General features: G+C 66.5%; 5 protein-coding genes. 4 read left to right on the top strand and 1 reads right to left on the bottom strand.

Features of this window, described 5'->3' with window-relative positions; all coding sequences use genetic code 11:
- Nucleotides 1–218: 218 nt before the first annotated feature.
- From glmU to VIR09_RS09230, 4 genes are all read left to right on the top strand, one after another.
- On the top strand, nt 219–1,589 hold the full coding sequence (glmU, locus tag VIR09_RS09245; protein WP_332012591.1) for a bifunctional UDP-N-acetylglucosamine diphosphorylase/glucosamine-1-phosphate N-acetyltransferase GlmU: 1,371 nt from the start codon (nt 219–221) through the stop codon (nt 1,587–1,589).
- Nucleotides 1,562–2,974, top strand: coding sequence for an MFS transporter (locus VIR09_RS09240; protein WP_414639409.1), 1,413 nt, complete (start codon nt 1,562–1,564; stop codon nt 2,972–2,974). The genes glmU and VIR09_RS09240 overlap by 28 nt, the downstream gene beginning before the upstream one ends.
- A 145-nt stretch (nt 2,975–3,119) precedes the next feature.
- The gene (locus tag VIR09_RS09235) at nt 3,120–4,442 is read left to right on the top strand and encodes a UDP-glucose/GDP-mannose dehydrogenase family protein (RefSeq protein ID WP_332012589.1); all 1,323 of its coding nucleotides are present in this window, start codon (nt 3,120–3,122) and stop codon (nt 4,440–4,442) included.
- Complete coding sequence (locus tag VIR09_RS09230; RefSeq protein WP_332012588.1) at nt 4,439–5,497, top strand: glycosyltransferase family 4 protein; 1,059 nt, start codon at nt 4,439–4,441, stop codon at nt 5,495–5,497. The genes VIR09_RS09235 and VIR09_RS09230 overlap by 4 nt, the downstream gene beginning before the upstream one ends.
- A 12-nt stretch (nt 5,498–5,509) precedes the next feature.
- Here the strand turns inward: VIR09_RS09230 and VIR09_RS09225 are convergent, their stop codons facing one another.
- On the bottom strand, nt 5,510–5,998 hold the full coding sequence (locus tag VIR09_RS09225; RefSeq protein ID WP_207469179.1) for an Lrp/AsnC family transcriptional regulator: 489 nt from the start codon (nt 5,996–5,998) through the stop codon (nt 5,510–5,512).
- Between the last annotated feature and the right edge of the window lie 222 nt (nt 5,999–6,220).

Raw genomic sequence — 6,220 nt, 5'->3', positions numbered from 1 at the left:
CCGGCGCCGATGCCGCGGCCAAGCCCAAGCCGGGCGAGGCCAAGGCCGCAGCCGCGCCCTCAGCCAAGGCGTCCAAACCCGCGGCCCGCAAGTCCGCGGCGCCGCGCAAGGCCGCGAAGAAAACCGGACCGGACGTCAGCTAGCGGCGGTCCTCTCTTTAAATCGTCGGGCGAGACGGCCGCAAGGCCTCTCGACCGCCACTCAACATACTGGAACTTATGCTTAACGTAGTAATTCTTGCCGCCGGACTGGGTAAACGCATGCAGTCCGACCTCCCTAAAGTTCTGCACACGTTGGCCGGCAAACCGATGCTGGGCCATGTGCTGGACAGCGCGCGCCAACTCAAGCCGGCGCGCATCATCGTCGTGGTCGGTCATGGCGCGGACCGCGTCAAACAGGCTTATGAAGGCCAGTCGGACCTGCACTTCGTGTTGCAGCAGCCGCAGCAAGGCACCGGCCACGCCGTGCAGCAGGCCGTGCCGCTGCTCGAAGGCGATGGCAAGGATGACGTGACCCTGGTGCTGTATGGCGACGTGCCGCTGGTGCAGCCCGAAACCCTGCAACGCCTGCTGGACGCCCGCGGCGCTGGCGCCGCCGTGCTGACCGAGGTGCTGGCGGATTCCACCGGCTATGGCCGCATCGTGCGCGACGCCAGCGGCAACGTGTGCCGCATCGTCGAACACAAGGACGCCTCGGACGCCGAGCGCGAGATCCGGGAAGTGAACACCGGCATCCTCACGGCGCCGACTGCGAAGCTGAAGGACTGGCTGTCCCGCATCGACAACAATAACGCCCAGGGCGAGTACTACCTGACCGACGTGGTCGGGCTGGCGGTGGTCGATGGCGTGCCGGTGGGCGCTGCCCAGCCGGGAGCCTCCTGGGAAACGCTGGGCGTGAACAGCCGCGTGCAGCAGGCCGAACTGGAGCGTCGCTGGCAGGCCGAGCAGGCCCGCCGCCAACTGGAAGCCGGCGTCACGCTGGCCGACCCGGCGCGCTTCGATGTGCGCGGTTCGCTCACCTGCGGACGCGACGTGTTCATCGACGTGGGCTGCGTGTTCGAAGGCCAGGTGTCGCTGGCCGACGGCGTGCGCGTGGGCCCGCATTGCGTGCTGCGCGACGTCAGCGTCGGCGCGGGCACGCATATCGAGGCCTACAGCCATCTGCAACAGGCGCAGGTTGGCAGCGACGCGCGCGTCGGCCCCTATGCGCGCCTGCGTCCCGGCGCTGAACTCGGCGACCGCAGCCATGTCGGCAACTTCGTCGAGATCAAGAAGAGCGTGCTGGGCGCGGACAGCAAGGCCAACCACCTGGCCTATATTGGCGACGCCGACATTGGCGCCCGCGTGAACGTGGGCGCGGGCACCATCACCTGCAACTACGACGGCGTGAACAAGCACCGCACCGTCATCGAAGACGACGCTTTCATCGGCTCCGACACGCAGCTGGTGGCACCGGTGCGCGTTGGCCGCGGCGCCACGCTGGGCGCGGGCACCACCCTGACCCGCGATGCGCCGGCCGAGAAACTGACGGTGTCGCGCGCCAAGCAGGTCACCGTCGACGGATGGCAGCGCCCGGTCAAGAAATCGTGACGGGGCAGAGCGAGCAGGCGCCCGCAAGCGGCGCCAAGCCCGCCCCGCCCGACGGTCTGCCCACGCCGCGCCGCTACTGGGCGGCGGCAACAGTGATGACAGGCATCAGCCTGTCGGTCCTGGACACCACCATCGCCAACGTGGCGCTGCCCACGATCGCCGTCGACCTCAACGCGTCGCCGGCCCAGGCGGTCTGGATCGTGAACGCCTACAACCTGGCGGTGGTGATGATGCTGCTGCCCTTGTCGGCGCTGGCCGAGCGCATCGGCTTTCGCCGCATGTTCACCTTCGGCCTGATGCTGTTCACCCTGGCGTCGTTGGGCTGCGCCCTGGCCGGCACGCTCTGGCAGCTGACGGCGGCGCGCGTGTTCCAGGGCATAGGCGCGGCTTCGCTGATGTGCATGTTCGGCGGACTGGTGCGTAACATCTATCCGTTGAAGTTGCTGGGGCGCGGCATCAGCCTGAACGCCACCACGGTGGCCATCATGTCGGTGCTGGGGCCGACCATAGGCTCCGCCATCCTGTCGGTGGCGCCCTGGCCCTGGATCTTCGCCGTCAACCTGCCGATCTGCGCGTTGACGATGCTGGGCCTGCGCCATCTGCCGGAAGTGCCGCGCAACGACGTGAAGCTGGACTGGATCAGCGCCCTGCTGTGCATGCTGACCCTGGGCGTCTTCATTTCCGGCGTGGACATGATGGGTATGGACCTGTTGCGCGGCATCGGCCTGGTGGCGATCGCCACGGCCATCGGCTTCGTGCTGGTGCGCCGCGTCGGCAAGCAGCCGGCGCCGCTGGTGCCCGTGGACCTGCTGCGCATTCGTCCGCTGGCCTTTGCGGTGGGCGCCTCCGCCTGCACCTTCGCCGCGCAGATGGCGTCCTATGTGTCCCTGCCGTTCTATTTCCAGCAGGTGCTGGGCAGGCCCTATCTGGAAGTGGGCATGCTGATGGGCGCCTGGCCCGTGGGCACCGCCATCATCGCCCCGCTTGCGGGCCGGCTGTCCGACCGCTATTCGGCCGCCACGCTCAGCGGCATAGGCGCGGCCGCGATGGTGGTCGGCATGCTATGGCTGGCGGCGCTGCCGGCCACGGTCTCCAACTGGCCCATTGTCGCGGGCATGTTCGTGGCGGGGTTGGGCTTCGGCTTCTTCCAGACGCCCAACAACCGCGCCATGCTGTCGGCCGCGCCCCGCTCGCGCAGCGGCGCGGCGGGCGGCCTGCAGGCCACCACCCGGGTGTTCGGCCAGAGTTTCGGCACGGCGCTGGTCGCGATCGCGTTCAGCATCAGCCTCGCGCACGGCCCCGGCCTGGCGCTGGTGCTGGGAACGATCTGCGCCGGGCTGGCGGTGGTGGTCAATACGGTCCGCTTCAGTAAGCTGCGGACTTGACGGCCCCTTGCGTGAACCGCCAGGGGCCGAGTGGCGGCCCTTGGTCGCGCCGGCGGGCCCTGGCTTCCGGCCGCTTCTATAATGACCGCCGGCGCCGGGTGTCTGCATCCGGCGCGACAATTACCTATTTTGAAGGCGTTCAGGCATGAAGATCACGGTCGTGGGTACCGGTTACGTGGGGTTGGTGTCGGGGGCGTGCCTGGCCGACATGGGCAACGACGTCATGTGTCTGGACGTGGATGCGGCGAAGATCGCCCTGCTGCGCCAGGGCGGCATCCCCATCTACGAGCCGGGCCTCGAAGACCTGGTGCGTCGTAACGTGCAGGCCGGCCGGCTGCATTTCACCGATGACGTCGCGCAGAGCGTGGCTTTCGGCGACGTGCAGTTCATCGCGGTGGGCACCCCGCCTGGCGAAGACGGTTCCGCCGACCTGAAATACGTGCTGGCCGCCGCCCAGAACATCGCGCGCCACATGACGGCGCGCAAGCTGATCGTGGACAAGTCCACCGTGCCGGTGGGCACGGCCGACAAGGTGCGCGCCGTGGTGGCGCAGGAACTGGCCGCGCGCGGCGTGGATATCCCCTTCAGCGTGGCGTCCAATCCCGAATTCCTGAAGGAAGGCGCCGCCATCAACGACTTCATGAGCCCGGACCGGGTGGTGGTCGGCGCCGATGACGACTACACGATTGGTGTCATGCGCCGCATCTACGAACCCTTCCAGCGCACCCACGACCGCCTGATGGTGATGGACGTGCGCTCGGCCGAGCTGACCAAGTACGCCGCCAATGCCATGCTGGCCACGCGCATTTCCTTCATGAACGAAATGGCGAACCTGGCCGAAGCGCTGGGCGCCGACATCGAACAAGTGCGCCGCGGCATCGGCGCCGATCCGCGCATCGGCTACCACTTCCTGTATCCCGGCGCGGGTTACGGCGGTTCCTGCTTCCCCAAGGACGTGCAGGCGCTGGTCAACACCGCCGCCGAGAACTCCCTGCCCATGCGCGTCATCGAGGCCGCCGAGGCCGCGAATCACGCGCAGAAATTCCGCCTGTCCGAAAAAGTGGTCGAACGTTACGGCGAAGACCTGAAGGGCCGCAAGATCGCGCTGTGGGGCCTGTCCTTCAAGCCCAACACCGACGACATGCGCGAGGCGCCCAGCCTGACCGTCATCGCCGAACTGACGCGCCGCGGCGCCGAGGTGCGCGCGTATGACCCGGTCGCCATGCACGAGGCCGGCCGTGTGCTGGCCGGCAAGCCCGGCATCAGCTTCGCCACCGACATGTACGACGCCCTGGACGGCGCCGACGCGCTTCTGATCGCAACCGAATGGAAGGTCTTCCGCGCGCCCGACTTCGATCGCGTCATGGCCCTGCTCAAGACGCCGCTCATCATCGACGGCCGCAACCTCTACACGCCTGCCGACGTGCGCGGCCTGGGCTTCGAATATTCGGGCATCGGTCGCGCATGAAGATTCTGCAGCTGAACTTCGAGAAGGGCTGGCGCGGCGGCGAACGGCAGACGCTGTACTGCATGCGCGCGTTCCGCAAAGCCGGCCACGACGTCGAAGTGATGTGCCGCGAAGGCGCGCCGCTGGCCGAGCGCGCGCGCCAGGAAGGTTTCGTGGCCCATACCTGCCGCAACGTGCCGGGACAGCTGGCTTTTCTGGCCGGCGCTGGCCGCTACGACATCGTCCACGCCCAGACCGCCAACACCATCACCTGGGCGGTCCTGACCAAATGGCTGCACCGCCGTCCGGTGGTCTTTTCCCGCCGCACGTCCTTCGTGGTCAAGCCCGGCGATGAATGGAAGACCGGCTACAAATGGCGCCACGCCAACCTGTTCGTAGCGATCAGCGAGATGGCCGCCAGCGAACCGCGCCGCCTGGGGATCGAGCCCGTCATCATCCGCAGCGCGGTCGAGCCACACCAGATCAACGCAGAGAACGTCGCCAGCCTGGTGCGCGAATTTGACCTGACCGGCAAGAAGGTCATGGCCACCTCCGCCGCGCTGATCCGCGACAAGGATCCGGTCACGCTGGTGCGCGCCGTGGGCGAACTGGCCAAGACGCGCCGCGATTTCGTGTTCCTGCATTTCGGCGCGGGTGGCGATCGCGAGCAACAGGCCAAGGACGAGGCGCGCAAGCTTGGCATCGAGGACGTCTACCGCTTTGCTGGCTTTCGCAAAGGCGTGGAAGACTTCTACAGCATCCTCGACGTGTTCGTCATGAGCTCCGAGGAAGAGGCCCTGGGCAGTAGCGTGCTGGATGCTTTCCTGCAACGCGTGCCGGTGGTGTCCACCGATGCCGGCGGTTTGAAAGAGAGCCTGGCCGACGGGCGCGGCGTGCTGTGCGCCGTGGGCGATTTCCAGGCCATGGCGCAAGGCATGGCGCGTTGCCTGGACGACGCGTCCTTCCGCCAGGAAGTCACCGAACGTGCCTACGAATACGTGCGCAACGAGCACGATGTGCAGAAAATGGGCAATCGCTACCTGGCGCAATTCGAACGCCTGATCGCCCGCCGCTGACCCTTGCGCGCCTCAGGCGCGCACGTCTATCCGGGTCTCGAACTTGGCGCGATGTACCGAGAAGAACGTGCGCACGTTGCGCACGTTGGCCTGCGCGGTGAAGGCCCGGTGCACCAGCGCGTGATAGGCCGGCATGTCCTTCACCTGCGCGATCACCACGAAATCCGGCCCGGGCGACACCCGGTAGCACTGCAGCACCGCGGGCTCGGTCAGCATGCTCTGCTCGAACGCGTCCAGGCTTTCCGCCGCCTGCACGTCCAGCGTGATCTCGACGATGGCGGTCAGCGTGCTGCCCAGCTTTTCGGCCGCCAGGATGGCCACCTGTCTGTCTATCACCCCTTCGTCCACCAGCCGCCGGACCCGCCGCAGGCAGGTCGGGGGCGAGGCATGTACCCGCTGCGCCAGATCTTGATTAGTCAGCGAGCTGTCTTGTTGTAACTGTTCAAGAATGCGTCGGTCCAGATCATCCAGCTCTGGCAGGGGAATCTGTGCGTTTTGCATGAATAATTTCAAAAATATGGCTAGGAAGAAATATTATTTAATCACATTCATGTAAGGGAATTAACTTCCATTTTTAGTTCCATAAAGAAATCAAATTTCTTGCGGGGACGAGCACAATGCGTCGGTACACGAACTTACCGGAGCACTCTCCTATGTGCGGCATTGTTGGCGCCGTCGCCCAGCGCGACATCACCCCGATCCTCGTTGAAGGCCTCAAGCGCC

This window comes from Achromobacter sp. (genome assembly GCF_036567245.1).
Lineage (GTDB): Bacteria > Pseudomonadota > Gammaproteobacteria > Burkholderiales > Burkholderiaceae_B > Achromobacter.
This window is presented reverse-complemented; position numbering and strand designations above follow the sequence as displayed.

What these genes read in the sequence shown, in the direction of transcription:
- VIR09_RS09225 (WP_207469179.1), bottom strand. Translation starts at nt 5,998, where the DNA reads ATGCAAAACGCACAGATTCCCCTGCCAGAGCTGGATGATCTGGACCGA.
- VIR09_RS09240 (WP_414639409.1), top strand. Translation starts at nt 1,562, where the DNA reads ATGGCAGCGCCCGGTCAAGAAATCGTGACGGGGCAGAGCGAGCAGGCG.
- VIR09_RS09235 (WP_332012589.1), top strand. Translation starts at nt 3,120, where the DNA reads ATGAAGATCACGGTCGTGGGTACCGGTTACGTGGGGTTGGTGTCGGGG.
- VIR09_RS09230 (WP_332012588.1), top strand. Translation starts at nt 4,439, where the DNA reads ATGAAGATTCTGCAGCTGAACTTCGAGAAGGGCTGGCGCGGCGGCGAA.
- glmU (WP_332012591.1), top strand. Translation starts at nt 219, where the DNA reads ATGCTTAACGTAGTAATTCTTGCCGCCGGACTGGGTAAACGCATGCAG.